16 protein-coding genes are annotated in these 17,630 nt (G+C 39.6%); 2 read left to right on the top strand and 14 right to left on the bottom strand.

What is annotated here, in order from left to right; all coding sequences use genetic code 11:
• Positions 1–42: 42 nt before the first annotated feature.
• From AC559H_RS15960 to AC559H_RS15945, 4 genes are all read right to left on the bottom strand, one after another.
• Positions 43–1,539: a DUF1574 family protein gene (locus AC559H_RS15960; protein ID WP_026795983.1), complete on the bottom strand. Its 1,497-nt coding sequence runs from the start codon at positions 1,537–1,539 to the stop codon at positions 43–45.
• Positions 1,540–1,852: 313 nt separating this feature from the next.
• The gene (locus AC559H_RS15955; RefSeq protein WP_026795982.1) at positions 1,853–3,400 is read right to left on the bottom strand and encodes a DUF1802 family protein; all 1,548 of its coding nucleotides are present in this window, start codon (positions 3,398–3,400) and stop codon (positions 1,853–1,855) included.
• Positions 3,401–3,440: 40 nt separating this feature from the next.
• The gene (locus AC559H_RS15950) at positions 3,441–5,342 is read right to left on the bottom strand and encodes a hypothetical protein (RefSeq protein WP_036832998.1); all 1,902 of its coding nucleotides are present in this window, start codon (positions 5,340–5,342) and stop codon (positions 3,441–3,443) included.
• 46 nt (positions 5,343–5,388) lie between these two features.
• Positions 5,389–6,084 (bottom strand): hypothetical protein, encoded by a 696-nt coding sequence (locus AC559H_RS15945; RefSeq protein WP_051319672.1) that lies wholly within the window; start codon positions 6,082–6,084, stop codon positions 5,389–5,391.
• 262 nt (positions 6,085–6,346) lie between these two features.
• Between AC559H_RS15945 and AC559H_RS15940 the strand changes: the two genes are divergently transcribed.
• Positions 6,347–7,876, top strand: a complete 1,530-nt coding sequence (locus tag AC559H_RS15940) for a carboxypeptidase M32 (protein WP_026795980.1) — start codon at positions 6,347–6,349, stop codon at positions 7,874–7,876.
• Here the strand turns inward: AC559H_RS15940 and AC559H_RS15935 are convergent, their stop codons facing one another.
• A complete protein-coding gene (locus tag AC559H_RS15935) occupies positions 7,877–8,578 on the bottom strand; it encodes a helix-hairpin-helix domain-containing protein (RefSeq protein ID WP_026795979.1) in 702 nt (233 codons plus the stop codon).
• A gap of 24 nt (positions 8,579–8,602) precedes the next feature.
• The gene (locus AC559H_RS15930) at positions 8,603–8,950 is read right to left on the bottom strand and encodes an NINE protein (RefSeq protein WP_026785316.1); all 348 of its coding nucleotides are present in this window, start codon (positions 8,948–8,950) and stop codon (positions 8,603–8,605) included.
• Between the two features lie 558 nt (positions 8,951–9,508).
• On the opposite strand from AC559H_RS15930, the gene AC559H_RS15925 reads away from it, so the two are divergent.
• Entirely contained in the window at positions 9,509–9,706 is a 198-nt protein-coding gene (locus tag AC559H_RS15925; protein WP_026785317.1) for an NblA/ycf18 family protein, read from the top strand.
• Between the two features lie 144 nt (positions 9,707–9,850).
• Here AC559H_RS15925 and AC559H_RS15920 read toward each other — a convergent pair whose 3' ends face one another.
• From AC559H_RS15920 to gcvT, 8 genes are all read right to left on the bottom strand, one after another.
• Entirely contained in the window at positions 9,851–10,303 is a 453-nt protein-coding gene (locus AC559H_RS15920) for a hypothetical protein (protein ID WP_026795978.1), read from the bottom strand.
• A 44-nt stretch (positions 10,304–10,347) separates the two neighbouring features.
• Positions 10,348–11,505 carry an anhydro-N-acetylmuramic acid kinase gene (locus tag AC559H_RS15915; RefSeq protein ID WP_036832992.1) on the bottom strand — a complete coding sequence of 386 codons (1,158 nt, stop codon included), beginning with the start codon at positions 11,503–11,505 and terminating at the stop codon, positions 10,348–10,350.
• Positions 11,506–11,523: 18 nt separating this feature from the next.
• Positions 11,524–12,249, bottom strand: a complete 726-nt coding sequence (locus tag AC559H_RS15910) for a PP2C family protein-serine/threonine phosphatase (RefSeq protein WP_026785320.1) — start codon at positions 12,247–12,249, stop codon at positions 11,524–11,526.
• Between the two features lie 118 nt (positions 12,250–12,367).
• Positions 12,368–14,131: an ABC1 kinase family protein gene (locus AC559H_RS15905; protein ID WP_026795976.1), complete on the bottom strand. Its 1,764-nt coding sequence runs from the start codon at positions 14,129–14,131 to the stop codon at positions 12,368–12,370.
• Positions 14,132–14,187: 56 nt separating this feature from the next.
• Entirely contained in the window at positions 14,188–14,505 is a 318-nt protein-coding gene (locus AC559H_RS15900; protein WP_026795975.1) for a DUF6825 family protein, read from the bottom strand.
• 146 nt (positions 14,506–14,651) lie between these two features.
• On the bottom strand, positions 14,652–15,392 hold the full coding sequence (locus AC559H_RS15895) for a Uma2 family endonuclease (protein ID WP_026785323.1): 741 nt from the start codon (positions 15,390–15,392) through the stop codon (positions 14,652–14,654).
• Positions 15,393–15,443: 51 nt separating this feature from the next.
• Positions 15,444–16,352, bottom strand: coding sequence for a 30S ribosomal protein S6--L-glutamate ligase (rimK, locus tag AC559H_RS15890; protein WP_026785324.1), 909 nt, complete (start codon positions 16,350–16,352; stop codon positions 15,444–15,446).
• Positions 16,353–16,414: 62 nt separating this feature from the next.
• Entirely contained in the window at positions 16,415–17,545 is a 1,131-nt protein-coding gene (gene gcvT / locus AC559H_RS15885) for a glycine cleavage system aminomethyltransferase GcvT (RefSeq protein ID WP_026795974.1), read from the bottom strand.
• Between the last annotated feature and the right edge of the window lie 85 nt (positions 17,546–17,630).

Here is a 17,630-nt window from a genome sequence, read left to right as displayed (position 1 = left end):
GGGAGAAAACAGGGTTTTTTAATACAATAAACCCTGTTTATTTTATCTAACACTAGGCCAAGGAATAGTCGGGTTAGTAGCAATTTCCCTCGCGACTAAACTGGCTCCATAGCGGTTTAAATGACTAGGATCAACAAAATATTGATATTGCCTTAATACTTTTTCGGATAAGTTGATAAAAATAAAGCTATATTCCTGAGATAACTGTTTCATTTGTCGATTAAATTCGACTTCATAAGACCAACGAACAGAATCTAAATAATCATCTGTGATCGGTAAATTGACAAAGACTAATTGAATGTTATTAGAACTCGCAAATGCAACAACCGAATCAAACGCTCTAGCCTGTTCTCCTCCTAAATTAAACGCTCGATAATCCCCATCATAGGTTCCTGAAACATAGGGTTTTTGTTGATAATAGGTATTTGGATTAAACCGAATAGATAGGGGTAAAAATCCATTGGCTTCAATGGCATCTAAAGAAACAAGAGTAGTAGAAAAATTAAATTCTGAAGCACGATAGAATAAATTCTGATAGTTATATGGGGCATTATCAGAAGCATTGTGAGCTAAATTATAATCATTTTTTTTAACAAAATTAGAAGTTTTAAACTGAAATTTAGAGTTATCTTTATGTTTACAAGAGTTGGGTAATTGATAACATTTTTTTTGAGAATTTGGTTCAGCTTTAGCTAATTGGGGGCGAATGCCCGCAGCTATTTTTTGATGGGCTTGGGAAGCCATAATTGCCTCAAAGGTTCGATCAATTCGACCGCTATTAAACGCCCGAACTCCATCGGCCCAAATTATCAATTTAGGCAATTGTTCTGGGGTTAAAACTTCTCTTAAAATATAATCGACAACTTGCGCGGTTGCACCATTTACCCCAAAGTTAAAAATTCTTAGATTTTGATATCCTTTTTTAGCTAAAACTTGCTGCATTTGTGCGGGGTCAACTCCTTGTAATGCGCGAGAACTTCCCACAATTAAAATATCAGGTTTGCCCACGGTACTCAAATAAGATAAATATAATTTTAATTGTTGATCTAAAGGTTCACTATCAAAACTAGGAAACTGGGAAACCGAACCCGAACGCGCGGCTTGCTGTTGAGAATAGGTTAAATTTCTCATATATTCAACCACTTTCTTTTCAGCAAAAGTGCGTCTAGGACTATTAACAGGAACTGCTTGCATCCATGCCACCGCTTGTAACCATAGGCGGGCAACTTCATCCCAATCGGATTGAGATTGAGCAGTTTGGGCTAAATTAGAGGCTTGTAGGGCAAATTTAACCGATTCATCAAAGGGATTTTCTTCGATACAAGTTTGAGATTTGGCAGAATTTTGAGAGATTAAATTTTCTGGTTTTCCTGATATTTTATTCTGATTCAACTGCTTAGTATTAGGGGTGACAGAAGCGGCGATCGCAGTTTGGGAACCAACAGAAGGTTGAGAGGATTCTTTTGATGAACACCCAATCGTTAATATTATCAGAGGAACTATCGCCATCACCCCGCTATTTATACGGGTTGATCTCATGAATAGGCTTAATATAGATAATAGACTCATAGCAATTGTTAGCTGGAATTAGATGATTTCGGTTAATCGGGATTTCTCTTGTCCGATTATAAATCAAAATGTTCCTGTTAACGAATGAAAAAATAATAACTTGATCAATTATTATTAGTTTTGATACTAAATGGAACTATTGAGCCGTACCTTAACTCACTAATTAATTTATTTCCGGTGAAGGGGATGACATCGGGGGGGAGGAAATCAAGGTTAATGGGGAAGTTACTGGATGTTATGGCGTAGTTCATAGTCAAGCTAATGGGTTTGATGTCAACCTACTTTACGAATTGTAATCAAAACCTTGGCTTTGGTCTACTATGAGTTCTCTTAGATAATAAAAGCTATCATTGCGCCAATCATCTGCTCTGTTTCGTCCTAAATACCCGGCTAGAGGGGAAGATAGTTCGATCAGAATTTCATGGAGTTGCTTTTGTGATAAGGGTTGAGGGGGATTAAAATAATAAGTTCCATGAATTCCTGAAACTGTTGCTTCTGTCATTTGAGCGTTATTTAGATAGTTTTTAACCACTTGAATAATATGCGATCGCAATTGTAAACGATTAAACACGATTTTAATATATTTATCTATGTTATCATCCATTTGACCCCATTCCTCGTTATCATCCATTTGACCCCATTCCTCTTGATCCCCTTTCTTTTTTTTAAAATAGTCTTTGAGTTCAATTAAGTCAACTGAACCCGGATATTGAGCTTGGAGTTTAACGAGTTTTTCTAATGTTTCAGGATTAATAATTGTCATCTTATGTACTTTTGCTGCCTCGTTCATTTGTTGAGTAGGTTCACTAGGGCCTATAATTAATTTAATGGCGTCTTTGAACAGTTTTTCATCCTTTAAACGCAGTGTTCCTAAATTTAAGAGTTGAACTGCGGTATCATTGGGGGTTTTTTTGCCTGCTTTACATTCGCCGACAATCGGATAAGGTTTTGAACAAAATAAGTCTAATCCACCTGCACCTCCTTTATGAGCATAGTCTATAGTAAAACCTAAAAATTCCAAACTTTGTTTGACAATATTCTCAAAGTCTGTTCCGGCTTGATAGTTGCTTTTGCCTTCGTCTAGTTCTTTACTTCGGTTTCCTAATGCCGCTATTTTATTGATCCATTCTAAGTCTAACTGGTTTGATTTTAAACTAGATGCTGTTTTCCAACCCAAAAAATCATGGATATTTGCTTTTAATTGTTGTAAACCGATTTGTCCTTTTTGGGATAGATTATCATTGGGGTATTGGGCGATCGCATTTTCTAATTCTTCTAATTCAGGATGTTCAGGCGGTTGACGATTTAGTATTTTTCGATATTGTCTTTCAAAGTTATTATCGTCTAAAATTGCCTGACTTTCATCAACCATTATGGAATGGGGAAGGGAAATAAACCGACTATTAGAAACTGGATCAATTTCTAGGGGTTGGGGAAGTCGATAAACGCGAAAATAAGCCAGAAAAATATGACCCCGTTGTTCTAGGGTTTTGTGTAAGGCTGCTGCTGTCCAAACGGTTAATTTTGATAAGGTTTCAAACTCCTCTGGTTGATCCAATGTTTGGCAAAGTTCACATTTTGCCCAAACTTTAATTTTAACTTTATCCTGATTGAGTTCTGCAATACTCTGTTTAGCAATTGGAATAAAACCCGGACGATAATATTGTTCTAAGGGTAAGGAATTAAATTCTATATCCGTCGGATAAAGGGCAAATAGTCGCCCTTGTCCCATAAATATTCTAGGCATTACTAAGATATTTCGACCTTGGTTTAAAGCCTCAATATCAGGCGCGGGTAAACAGAAAGCTGTTGCTATAGATAGCTGATTCATGATAGGTATTGATGTTGATTTTCTCCTTTTTCCTTTTTTTTCAACTGAAAAAATTTCCCCCAAAATCAATGGGCGATTTAAGAACATCTTGATCATCACTACTAGGAGGAATACTAATGGGGATATCTTCATCAATTAAACCATCGGGTGCTTGACCGGAAGGGTCACTCAGAATTTCACAAATGATGTAATTTTTGATCACTAATTCTGATTTTTCGATAAAATCAAAAATTTGTTCTGGTTTTAACCCATAACTTTCTTGATTTTTGTAAACTGCGTATATGGCTAATAAAGGTTTAATATCTTTCTCTGGGATACGAACCCATTCTCCACCTTTTTCGTCTTGCAGTTCGTTGAGATATTTGTGTGCTAATCTGGCAGTTTTGCCAATGGTTTTAGATCGAACTAAACACCCTCGCGTTAAATCAAATCTTTGATAATCCCCAAGTTGTTTAAGAATGGCTTGAAGCGCATTTCCGCCTGATTGTTGCATCACAGCTAATCCAATTTTAACAGCTTGATCGTTTTCTATGCCATTAATTTTGAAATGAAGATAACAGTTTGTCTGTTTAAATCTTTGGATACTTTCAATTTTGACATTTTCAATCGTTTTTCCAATAATGCGTTCAAAGCTAAAAGCTAAGGTTTCCGCAAGTTGATCACTGTCTTCTAAAAGGTCAGTAATCTTCTGTTTAATTTCTGCAAGTTCGTTTTCAAAAGCAGGTTTAACGATATCTAGGTTAGCTAGAGAATCAATTTTGTCTTTTTTCCACTGGGAAGCACACCAACCCAAAACATCTCTAGTCTTTGGTCTTAGCTTCCCTAATTCTATCAGTTGAGCTTCCGTAAATGGATATAAAGGATGAGGAGGAACAACTTGATGCTGGGTGTAAAATTCCTTTAACCATTGAGATACTAATGCGATGACATCATTTGGCTTTAAATAGTTTAAAGAAATTGGTTTTCCCAATTGAGGATAACTCGCAATTCTATGGATAACTGCTTCGGCTTGTTGCAAAGATTTAACATTCTGTAACCAAGTGGGTTCATACATTGCCAGAACCAATAAACCTCGCTTAATATTATTGAATAAGTCTTTAGCGAAACTCGCAGTGATTTGGGGTAAGGAAAAACCCGTTAACTCATCAATATAAGGTGCATCAAGTTCATCAAAACAGATAACCGGAATTTTATATTGACTAACTAAATTCAGAATTTGGCAAGTTGTCTTAAAAGATTCTACTTCTTTTTCTCCAGTTTTGAAGTTGGGTAATCCCATATCTTGAGCTTGTCTTTCTGCTAACTCCATCCCCGATAACCAATAAGTTGCATAGATGGCGTGGGAACGAGAAAGTGTCCATAAAATAGCTCTGATTATATAAGGATTTTCAATGATTTGATTTTGTTTGGGAAAAATTAAGTCTGTAAAATGATCTACAGCCTTAGTTGAATGTTTATTTAACCAATCAGGAAATCTTTGAATATATTGTTCTGCGGTATAGTTCCATCCTTTAGCTTCATTAATTAAATGGGCAGCTATTTCTTGCCATTGCATGATTCCTTCATATTGACCATAAGCTCTTAAACTAGAAGTTAGGGTTTCCAGAAATTTGCTTTTGATTTTAGAGAGTTTTTCTCCATATTCTCCCATATAAATAAACAAGACTTGATCGGTTTGTTTATAATGATGGCGAATGCGACTAATTACTTGAGTTTTGCCTAATCCTCGATCACCAACAACTGTAATTCCTACAGTTTGCATAGAATTTTGATTGATTTTATGAATCACATCAAAAACTGTATCAGAAACATGAGCATTAATTGAGGGGACATCAGGTAAACTTTTGCCCCAAACTTGAGAACTTCTAACCACTGTATGTCCAGCAAACGGGTTATATTGCTGAATCAAATCGTCAACCTTACTAAACTCAGAAGCAGTCATAATTTAACCAAAAATAATGGGTGAATAAGGAATCATTAGAAAAGCTTTATAACCGTTTAGCATAACAACATAAGCCGACCAGTTCGGTGCTGATAGAATCTTCAATTTTGTCTGGTGCGCTATCTTCCACACTACCTCCAATCAGTTGAACAAGATCATTAGCTTGCATTTCTAACATCCATTCATTGAACTGTGAACGACTAACTTGATCGCCGATAGTCCGACGAATGCGATAAATCGGGACTAAGTTATCGTAATTATAATCTTTATTTAATTGATCATACACTTGAAGGGCGATCGCTTTAAACTCCTCATAAGAAGCGATGGTAACTTGTTTAACAGATGTTAGAGGAATTCCTCCTTGATGCAGTTCTCGAATTAACGCAATTAACCCATTGGCTAACCGAGACGCCACAACAGTTGCATCAAACACAAAGTCAGGATTTATTAACGAATCGATTAATATTTGTTTTCCGGTATCGGTGAGTGATACCATAGGCGTTTGATTTTGTTTATAAATTTTGATTACATCCGCCGCTTGCAGTTCGTCGTAAAGACTTTGAGAAACACCAATCTTTTTTCCCTTGCGTTTTTGCTTAACTTTACTGGTCAATTCACTTTTTTTAACCGTTCCGTCCTTACAACTCATTGCCCATAATGTCAAGAGGAAACGACTTTTTTCAACTGTTTCAGTCACAGCAGAAATAGAACTAGAAGCATCTATAGAAGGTGTGGATGACATATTATTGATGACAGGATTGAATAAACCGATCAAATTTTACATCAAATGGGGATTAATTAAAAGTAAAAATGTTCATTTTAATGAGTACAAATCCGTATATTCTCGTAGAGTTTATAAAATCTTGATACCAAGGTTGATGGATTTCCAGGCTTTTGACATTGACGGGACATTTTTCTTAAAATAATTCTGTGGATTGATCAATATCTGTCCAACATCGACTAAGCTGTTCTTAAATTAGACCATCCGATTTATCGGTTTCCTCATGTCCGTTTCTTCCTCTCCAAACCCCAAATACACAGAACTACTTAATCGCCTCACGGAGATTAACGATATTAAATCGGCAATTTCCCTGTTGTATTGGGATCAAGCCACCTATATGCCGCCTGGGGGTGCTCCGGCCAGAGGGCGACAAATGGCCACATTACGCCGCCTCGCCCATGAAAAATTCACCGATCCGGTTTTGGGAGAACTCTTAGAAGACTTACGGACGGAGGAAGCTAACCGTCTCTATCCCTCCCTAGAAGCCAGTTTAATTCGTGTCACCTGTCGAGATTATCAGCGAGCGGTACGGGTTCCTTCAAAGCTGATGGCACAGATATCCCAGCATCAATCTGCCTGCTATGATGCCTGGGCTAAAGCACGGGAAGCCCAAAATTTTGCTATTGTTCAACCTTATTTAAAAACCACTTTAGAATTGAGTCAGGAATATGCCTTGTGTTTTCCAGGGTATGAACACATAGCCGATCCCTTAATTGATCAACAGGATCAGGGGATGACGGTGGCAAAGGTGCGATCGCTATTTGAACCTCTGCGTGAACAATTAGTTGCGATCGTAGAAGATATTGGTAGTTGTGTTCCGTTAAACAACTCTTGTTTACATCAAAATTTCTCTCCTAAAGAGCAGATTAAGTTTAGTCTTGGGGTAATTCGATCTTTGGGGTACGACTTAAATCGAGGACGTCAAGACAAAACCTTGCATCCGTTTATGACGAAATTCTCGATTGATGATGTTAGAATTACTACCCGTGTTTATGAACACCATCTGGAACAAGCCTTATTTAGTACCATTCATGAGGCGGGTCATGCCCTCTATGAACAGGGAATTGCACTGGAGTTAGAAGGTACTCCCTTAGCGGGGGGTGCTTCCTCTGGTTTGCACGAAAGTCAAGCTCGTTTATGGGAAAATGTCATCGGTCGCAGTCGCGGGTTTTGGGAATGGTTTTATCCTCGGTTACAGGGGGTGTTTATGCGGCAGTTAGGACAAGTTACAACTAATCAGTTTTATCAAGCAATTAATAAAGTTACTCCTTCTTTAATTCGTACCGATGCCGATGAAGTTACCTATAATTTACATATTATGATTCGGTTTGATTTAGAGTTAGCAATGTTGGAGGGAAAATTAGCCATTTCCGATTTACCTGAAGCTTGGAATGAGCGATATAAAAAAGATTTAGGGGTGATTCCAACAACAGATATTGAGGGCGTATTACAGGATGTACATTGGTATATTGGACTAATTGGGGGAATGTTTCAAAGTTATACGTTAGGGAATTTAATGGCGGCTCAAATTTATCATACTATCATTAGTTTTGATCCTGAAATTCCTTTTGAAATTGAACGGGGAAGTGTGAAGCGGTTATTAGAATGGTTGCAACAAAATATTTATCAACATGGTCGAAAATTTACCACATCAGAATTAATGGAACAGGTGACGGGTTCTCCCCTGAAAATTGATCCATTTATTCATTATCTGCATAATAAATATGAATATCTCTACAATTGTAAATTTTAATTACAAAAGATGTCGATATAAATGTAAGGGGAGTTCTGTCCGTTTTTTAAAATCCAGAAAAGATTTATAACTCCCACGCTTTTTACGTTCTAAAACAACGATTTTAGCCGCGTTGATATGGAGTCCTAAACTCACTAATTCATCTATGGATAAAACATTTAACCGTCGCCAGGAATGATGAATCTCTTTGTTTATATCAAAACCAAATGAAACTAGAGGTTCAATGCGTGTTAAAGTAGCTTCAGGAATCCCAATTAATTCTGAAAGTTCTTCTAAACTCGTGAAATTATAGCCCTCTCGTTTCATTTCTTCAATTTCATTAGCATAAACAATCGGTAAATCTAAGCCATGAACTAATTCATGTTTAGAACAATTATTGATATCAATTTTGTCTCGATGTTTAGCAATTAATTTAATCAGGTTGGATTCATTGGATTTGGTTAAAGAATTAGGATAGGTTTTAGCTAGAAATTCTTTTTTTAGGGCGATCGCCGTGGCAATTTGAGCAATCCAAATGATTCCACTTAACGAACTATTTGATAAGATAAAAGCCGTCGCTACAAACCCTAAACCGATGTAAACCCAGGATTGAGTTTTAGTTTTACTTCCCGCATAGACAATGGCTAATCCTCCTAATACGGGAAATAAAGACCAGTATAACCACTGTGGGGTTTTCTGAAACCATTGGGATAGATTAGACACCTTGAATGTCACTCCTATTAATATTTACAATTCATTTAATAATTTGCGACGTTTTTCTTCATATTCTTCGGCAGTAATCGCATCTTGATCATAGAGTTTTTTCAGTTGAGAAATGGCGATCGTAACATCCTCTCGAGAATGACTCCCCCTTAAAACTGCGGTATTTAGACCCGGATTAAATCTAGCATCAAAGGTTTGATCAGACATTAATAATAAACTCATAAAATCAAAGAAGGCGAGAATAGCAGGAATAAAAGTCCACGAAAATAAAAAATAGAGAATTCCGCCAAAATTTTCCCCTAAATAAAACTTATGAATTCCAAATGCACCTAAAAAGAAAGCGAGTAAAGCGGCTAAAAATTTATTTTTCATGAGGTATTCTCCTGAATTTAAAATATTCAAAAGACTAATCAAAGTCAAATCAGTAGGAATTAGAGATCGATTTTACGAGTTGGGCTTTTGGAAAGCCTAGCTATCATAAAGTATAACAAAACTATAGAAGTTTGTACTTCTATGAGTGTTAAATATCCTTTCACAAAAATATTAGAATCCCAAGTCGAATTGAAATAAAAAATCATAAGACCCAGTACACCGTAGGACAGGAAACGGAATCGACTCCACAAGGGCTTGGGTTGATTAGTCTTAGAAAGAGTCATATTGAATTACACATCCTTATCAGTCAAAGATAAAACCTTATAAGATTTTCAAATCCTCTATATTACTTTAACACATCTATATTAAAGGATTCCGCAATCATTGAGTATTGGCATTTCTAGCCGTTGTTGTGAAAACTCGTATCCTGTGCTACACCATCTCTAAAAATATTTGCTATCTTCATAACAACACATATCTTCCTAGAGGGTAGTGGACAATTTGTCAAATACTTGTTACACTTGTTAATAATACTGGAGAACCCGTAAGGAGTCACCCATGAACCAACCCGCAGAATTATCTCTTGAGCAACAATTCAGCCTCACCTCCTTCAAGATGCAAGTCGGTCAAATGAGTCCAGAACAGGCTCAGGATTTTTTGATTAATCTCTATGAACACATGATGGTCAGAGAAAATATGTATCAACATTTTCTCAAACACCATTGGGGACTCGAACCAAATTTTGCTCAGGAGTAGACCTTGAAACTATTGCAGTCGGCGACCTCTATCTTTCACTTCTTTCCGTTGATCGGAAACAAGTTAAGGTAATGGGGCGTCAAACTGATGAGGTCGAATGACTTGGGGTTAAATTGATATTCAAGATCAACCCTGAACTCCTATTTATGATTTACGTTCTAGGGTCGCTTCCACCACACTGATTAAATTTAGGGAATGGCCCGCCATGATTGCACTGCAATAATAGTAGTGATTAGAGTCAACTTTTCTCAGGGTTTCAAAACCATTCCGACGTTGACGTTCATCTCCTAAAACTCGATAACGTTGGACAATTGATTCGGGGCTAATTAAACCTTCGCCTTCAATTTTTCCAAGTTGACTATGTTGTAAAACAAAGGTATATTCTCTTTCATTACCATCTAATCTTCCCCGATACTGTAAAATAATATCTTCGCGATCGCTATTGGGGAAAACTAATTTTGTCACCATACTGAACCAGTCGCTTTGATGCCAAGCAACCACTGTTTTTCCGCGAAGGGCAATTGGTATTTCGCCTCGGTCGATCCAATTTCCTTCTAATAACCATTGACCAGATTCCATCAAAAATGTGTGAGCCACAGTGCCACCTTTATTTGCACCAAGATTGAAAAAATTTTGTCGATTTAATTTATTGATTGGGATCGTATCATATTAGGAGTCAAGACCGGGTGAATTTCTCCCAATAAAACCTCTGAAACCGCGCCCGTTACCGAAGGTAAATTCCCAGGAATTTCTAATAGTCGCCAATAGGCTAAAACCGCAAAAGCGATCGCCTCTTTAAAATCAGCATTTAAGCCTAGTTCAGAAGTGGAAAAAACTGGAATTGGGGCGAATAAAGTTTGTAAACGCTGTTGTAAATAGTGGTTATGGCTACCTCCCCCACATAATAAAATCTGATCGGGTAATTCCGGTAAAAATTGACAATAACTGTGATGAATTGAAACGACGGTTAATTCCGTTAAGGTAGCTAAAATATCCGCCGGACTTAAATTATAGGGTTCAGCTTCCCTTAAACAACGTTGCCAATAGTCCACCCCAAATAATTCCCGTCCCGTCGATTTTGGGGGCGGTTGTTGAAAAAAATCCTGCTGTAACCACCTTTCGACCAGAGCCATACAAGGGGTTCCCGTCGCCGCCCAAGCCCCGTCCCGGTCATAAGTTTGAGCGCCCGCAGAAAAATACTGTACGGCCAAATCTATTAAGGCATTTCCCGGCCCAGTGTCCCAGCCTAAAATCTGGTTATCGGTTTTCGGGACATAGGTGACATTGCCAATACCCCCCAAATTTTGAATGCAGCGATCATAGTTGGGATGGCGGAGGAAATAGGTATCGAGAATTGGAACTAGGGGGGCGCCGTGACCTCCGGCGGCAATATCCGCTACCCGAAAATTACTGACGGTGGTTAAACCCGTTAACTGGGCGATTAGCTCTCCCCGTCCGAGTTGCAGACTGTAACCCAGTTGATGATTTTGGGGGGGACGATGAAATACAGTTTGACCGTGGGAGCCAATCAGTTCCGCAGGTTCAGAGGACTGTTGTAAACTTAAGGCAGCATCGGCAAAAACCGTGGCGATCGCATCATCTAATTCAGCCAGTTCGGACATGGATAGAGACTTTCCAGCACATACGTCCAAAATTTGCGATCGCAAGTCCACCGGATAGGGGAGGGTTGTCCCCGCCAGCAATTCTAAATGCCAATCCCCTGGGGAACCCGAAATCTCCACCAGGGCCCCGTCAATCCCATCCACTGAAGTTCCACTAATCAAACCAATCACACGCATGGGATTAACTATGATAGTTCACTCAATCGCGACCACAATCACCGTAATATTATCCTTGCCCTCCCGATCTTTAGCCGCTTTAATTAAAGCCGTAGCTGCGGTATCGCAAGCTCGAATTGATTTCAGGTTGGAAGCAATCACCCCGTCCGAGAGTTCTTCGGTCAAGCCATCACTACATAACAATAGGCGATCTCCCGACTGGACATCCATCTGATCAATCTCAATTTCCGAGAGATCTTCGCGTCCCAAACACTGGGATAAAACATGACGCCAAGGATGGGTGCGAGCCTCATCTTGCTTGAGACGGGAGGATTTAACCGCTTGAGCTACCCAAGTCTGATCTTCTGTAATTTGTTCTAATTGATGTCCCCGTAAACGATATAAACGGGAATCCCCGACATTGGCAAACCAAGGACTATCGGGATCTCGGAATAAAGCCACAACCGCCGTTGTTCCCATGTCTGAGCGTTCAGGATGTTGTTGCTGATCCTCTAAAAGTGCTTTATTGGCGGCGACAAAGGCATTTTTGAGGATAGTTTGGGATGCTTCAGAACTATCCCAATGCTCAAGAATATGTTCTTTAATGGTTTTAGTAGCAATCAGACTGGCTTCCTGGCCGCCTGCGTGTCCACCCATGCCATCGGCGACAATAAAAAAACGGCCATCAGGATCAATATAGTAAGCATCTTGGTTGACGTTACGAACATTGCCCGTATCCGTCATTCCAGCAAAATAACGTTTCATAAACAAGTTAAAGATTGACCTCTAGCTCCCAAGCGGATTGGGTTATCAAATTTTCTTATATCCACCCCTGGGGATCACTGCAAAGCTTTACAAGACAGATGACGAGTACAGGAGACATTTACATCATCCGATCCAAGCGATCAATCCGGCGTAACAGCCTTAAGAAAGCAATCCCCAGAGCAACAGCTAAGAATACTACAAACAGAGCTAATCCCACTTTATCACTAATGAATAACAGTGTCGCCGATAGAGTCAAGGCAGCGATCAAGACGGTGTAATTCGTCCCCATTTGCACATTACTCATCCGTCTTAATGCCCGGTCGGTTTCCGCTAGACGAACCCGCATTCGCAGATCTCCTTGTTCAAGTTTTTCCAGGGTATCTTCAATGCGTCCTGGTAAACCGAAGGCCGAGGAACCGACTTGAACCGCTTGGCGACTGAATTCATTAAAAATACTATTGGCAGTATTGGGAAGATTTCCATTAGACATAAGCTGCATGGCAAAAGGCTGTGCCACCTCCATAAAGTTAAATTCGGGGTCGAGTCCTTTTCCGACTCCTTCTAAAGTGGAAAATGCCCGCATCACAAAGGTAAAGGTTGCGGGAAAACGAAACGGTTGGTCATAAGCAATTTCGTACAAATCATCACTAATGGAGGCAATGGATTGATTTTCAAAGGGTTGATCCATAAAGTTGTCCAGCATATACTGAACCGACCGACGCACTGGCCCGATATCTCCGGTGGGGGCGATCGCTCCCATGGCAATTAAGGATTTAACCACCCGATCACCATCTTTTTGAGTAATTCCAAATAGGGTTTCCATGAGTTTTTCCCGCAGATTGGAGGTAATTTGTCCCATCATGCCAAAATCATAGAAAATCAATTCTCCCCCAGGACTCACCGCAATATTACCTGGGTGGGGATCGGCATGGAAAAAGCCATGGTTAAGGAGTTGTTCTAAATAGGCTTTTGCCCCCATTTCTGCGAGTTCTTTGCGATCGAGTCCCGATGCTTCTAAGGCTTCATAATTACTAATTTTAATCCCCGGAAGATACTCTAAAGTCAGAACTCGGGGGGAGGTATATTGCCAAGAAACCCTCGGCACTTTCACCCAATTAAAACTGCGGAAATTACGCCTAAATGTATCGGCATTTCGACCTTCATTCAGGTAGTCTATTTCTAACCATAAAATCCGACAACATTCGTCATAAATTCCGACCCAATCTCGACCTTTTCCCCAACGGGGATGATTTTGGAAATAACGAGCAATGCCTCGCAAAATCGCTAAATCAATTTCAAATAATTTTTTTAGTCCGGGGCGCTGAACCTTAACCACCACGTCTGCACCCGAATGGAGTTGGGCTTTATGAACTTGGCCTAAACTGGCGGCAGCTAGGGGAATTGGATCAAAATTCTGGAATAAATTTTGAACGGTTTTACCCAGATCTTCTTGAATAATTTCTTCACTTTGTTCATAGCTAAAAGCCGGAACTTTATCTTGGAGTTTGGAAAGTTCTTCTACATATTCAACGGGGAATAAATCAGCCCGGGTGGAAAATAATTGTCCGACTTTAATAAAAGTTGGCCCTAAATCTAAAAAGGTTTCCCTTACCCAAATCGCTTGCGCTCGACGACGAGCATTTTTTTTATCTTCGGTAAAACCGCCCCAGTAACTCCATTTTTTACCATCGACCCACAACCAAGTTAACCACGTCAGAACAAACGTCCAAATATCAATAAAACGTCGTTGACGGGAATAATTTTTGCGGTTCCAACGGTAGGCTTTTCCCCCATAATTTTTGCCGGGAGGAGTGACTAAAGGCGGATTTATTCGTGGTTCTGAACCAGAACCACGAACTGAATTATCAACAGGAACTGACACAACCGTTTCCACAATGAAGTTAACCCAATAAGCGCGTATTTTGACTACAAAAGAGTTTAAACGGTACGATTACGGTACTGTTGCAGTTCGGAGCGTAATTCCGCAACTTCGGCCCGCAGTTCGTCAATAGTAGCCTGTAAGTCTACGGGTTCACTGTTAGAGGTGGGAAAGTTACTATCGCCAACAACGGTTGCCACTTCTTGGGTGGCGCGTTCCATCACCTGTTGGGTAAATGAGCGTAGATGCTCTTTCTGTTCGGCCTCAAATTTTCCGAGTTCACTCAAAGCGTTGGTCAGACTATTTCCCAGTTGTTCGTATAGTCCTTCAGCTAAGGCACGGCCTACAAAAAACGAATTCACGGCGGGTTTACTCATAAAACTTAAGTTTTGCTAACTTCGGTAACAAATTATAACCTGCCTTCCTCATCTTAAGGGTTTTATTTGGGTAAAAACACCTCTGTAGAGAGGTTGTATACAATGTCTCTACTAAATTAGACTTTTCATGCAACGTCTCTACTACATTAGTCGGGATTAATTCCTAATGCTCGGAGTCTTTCTGCTAAACGTTCAGCCCGTTGGTGTTCGGTTTCAGCCCGTTGACGTTCGGTTTCAGCCCGTTGGTGTTCGGTTTCAGCCCGTTGACGTTCGGTTTCAGCTAAGATTTGAGATTGAAGTGCGGCTTCTTGTGGGGTGGCAATTAATTCCCCGGCTGCACTAAAATAACGCAATTGATTGTGATAAATTCCCAAATATAATCCTAATACATGACTCCATAATAACCCCGATTCATTCAGTAAAATGGGTTCATACTCCTCACCACTTAAGCGAAATCCAGCTAACTCTAAATCTTCGGGAGAAAACCAGAAATATTCCGGGGTTCTAAACCGATTTTGATACAGATTTTTCTTTTCTCCTCGATCAATTTTTGCTGTAGAATCCGAGAGTAATTCTATAATTATATCGGGATATTTACCATCTTCTTGCCAGACAACCCAAGAGCGACGAGGACGTTTTGCCGTATTTTTAGCAACAAAAAAGTCTGGGCCTCTAAACTCTCGATTTTTGAGTTGTTGTTGACTATAATAAATAGTTAAATTGGCTCCAATAAAATAATCCTCTCGATCTCGCCAGAGCCAATCTAAACAAGAAGATAACAAGGCTAATTGTAAATAATGTAAAGAACTTTCCATTTCCGGTTCATCACTTTCTAATTGACTCGTATCCGGCATTAAATCTGCGATTTGTTGGGCTGTGAGTGCCATTGTATTTACCTCCGTTGTTAATAATTTTAACAGACAATCAGAACATTTATTTCATTTTTTATTCTCCATTTTTTGTGTTTTTCTTTTCATCGCATTTTTCTCCAAACATTCAATAATTTTATCGGAAATATCAATACCCGTAACGGTTTCAATTCCCTCCAGTCCGGGGGATGAATTCACCTCTAAAACCAATGGCCCTTGATGGGAACGAATCAAATCAACTCCTGCTAATTTTAATCCCATCACTTTTGCGGATTTAATCGCCATATTTCGTTCTTCTGCGGTTAATTTAACATTTTCTGCTTTCCCACCTCGATGTAAATTAGCTCGAAATTCTCCAGGGTTACTGATGCGTTTCATTGTCGCCACAACTTTATCACCAATCACTAAACAGCGTAAATCTTCCCCATCCGCTTCAGGAATAAATTCCTGAACTAAAACATCAATATTTAACCCTTGAAACGCTTCAATAATTGATTTAGCCGATTGATAGGTGTCAGCTAAAATTACCCCCATCCCTTGAGTTCCTTCCAATAATTTAATAATTAAAGGCGCACCCCCCACCTGTTGAATTAAACTATCAATATCCTTAATAGAAGTAGTAAATCCGGTTTTAGGTAAATGAATCCCTTCTTTAGCTAAACTTTGTAACGCATTTAATTTATCACGGGAACGAGCAATAGCTTGGGATTCATTCAAAGTCAATATTCCCATTAGTTCAAATTGACGGACAATCACCGTTCCATAAAAGGTTTTTGACGCGCCAATTCTGGGAATAATTGCATCAAATTCTTTTAAATATCTGCCTTCATAAATCACAGTGGGACTCTGGGAACTAAGTGAAATATGACATCTTAAATAATCAATAATTTCTATCTCATGCCCCCGTTGTTCCCCTGCTTGCCTGATTCTTCTAGTAGAATATAGGGAACCATCCTGGGATAAGATTGCAATTTTCATAAATAAACTTTGTTGTTGGGCTTTAGCCCCTCCTAAGAGCGCTAAAGCGCAACAACGAGGGCTTAGGTTTTTGGGTTTTTGGGACGATTAGGAGAACGATAGAAGGGACGTTTAACCACCGTTGCTGGGTAGGTTTTGCCCCGAATTTCAATATCTAAAGATTGACCAATTTTGGATAATGCTGTGGGAACATAGGCCATAGAAATGGCTTTTCCTAACGTTGGTGATAGGGTTCCACTGGTAATTTCTCCCACGGTTTGACCATTAAATAAAACCGGATATCCGTGACGAGCAATATGTCGTCCTTGCATTTCTAAACCCACTAATTTTTGAGTTACTCCGGCAGCTTTTTGCTGTTCTAAAGCTTGACGACCAATAAATTTTCCTTTAGTTTCCCAATGAATAATCCAATTTAAACCCGCTTCTAAGGGAGTAGTAGTTAAACTAATATCTTGTCCATATAAAGCCATTGCCGCTTCTAAACGCAGGGTATCTCTAGCACCTAAACCACAGGGAATTACCCCCGCAGTGGCTAAACTTTTCCATAATTCCACACCAACAGAAGGAGCAACCATGACTTCAAAACCATCTTCTCCGGTGTATCCGGTGCGGGCAATGAAGGCTGGTTTTCCGAGTACGGTGGTGGTAATATGACCAAAAAATTTAACTTCAGAAAGACTATCCCCGACAAAAGGCTGTAATGTGGCTTCAGCCTGGGGCCCTTGAACCGCTAATAGGACTTTATCTCGCGATAAGTCTTCTAATACTATCGCCTGATCCTCAATATGGGCAATAATCCAAGCTTTATCACGGGATTTTGTCGCCGCATTCACAATCATCACCCCTTGCGGCAGATTCGTTACCGGGTCAATCCCCTGATCATAAAAAATAATATCGTCTAAAATTCCCCCCTGGGCATTTAAAAGGGCGCTATATTGGGCTTCACCTGGCTGTAAACGGCTCAAATCCGAAGGGACAAGGGATTGTAAGGCTTCGATGAGTTTTTCCCCGCGCAGAACAAATTTGCCCATGTGGGAGATATCAAACATTCCCACCGCTTGACGGACAGCTTGATGTTCTAGGTTAATTCCGCTAAATTGAACCGCCATTTCCCAACCTGCGAAGGGCACCATGCGGCCATTCAGTTCAACGGAGACGTTATACAGGGGAGTATGAGAAAGGGTCGTTGTCATGTTCAGTATCAGGTTTCGGTTTTCGGGTGACGATGGGTTTTTGGGTCAATCGTTGAATTTCTCCCGTTGTGATTATCATACTACC

It is taken from the genome of Planktothrix prolifica NIVA-CYA 540, assembly GCF_963864145.1.
GTDB classification, from domain to species: domain Bacteria; phylum Cyanobacteriota; class Cyanobacteriia; order Cyanobacteriales; family Microcoleaceae; genus Planktothrix; species Planktothrix agardhii.
This window is presented reverse-complemented; position numbering and strand designations above follow the sequence as displayed.